This is a genomic window from Halomonas sp. SIMBA_159, from assembly GCF_046536035.1.
Classification (GTDB): domain Bacteria; phylum Pseudomonadota; class Gammaproteobacteria; order Pseudomonadales; family Halomonadaceae; genus Vreelandella; species Vreelandella venusta_A.
In genome coordinates this window covers 1-294 of record NZ_JAWJBT010000312.1, presented here as the reverse complement: position 1 = coordinate 294, position 294 = coordinate 1, and the positions used below count along the sequence as shown (strand labels likewise).

General features: G+C 44.6%; 1 protein-coding gene. It reads right to left on the bottom strand.

Annotated features, from left to right (window positions below):
* A partial coding sequence (locus R0J87_RS19430) for a DEAD/DEAH box helicase (protein ID WP_498888297.1) occupies positions 1-253 on the bottom strand: 253 nt, incomplete at its 3' end.
* Between the last annotated feature and the right edge of the window lie 41 nt (positions 254-294).

Genomic DNA, 294 nt, shown 5'->3' with positions numbered 1-294 from the left:
GTTCACGCGTAGGCGCGAGAATTAATGCTCTGGCATCACGTTTTGATAATGGGCGACTTTTTAATAAGCGCTGCATCATAGGCAACAGGTACGCCAGGGTTTTACCTGAACCGGTTTGCGAAGAAACAATTAAATCTCTTCCAACCATAACAGCCGGAATAGCTTCCTGCTGGATCTCTGTAGGTTTAGCAAAACCCAAATGCTGTACCGAGCGCATCAACCTGGGATCAAGCGACAAATCATTAAATGGCAAAATGAACCTCTTCAACCTTAAATTACCGCCATATGATAACC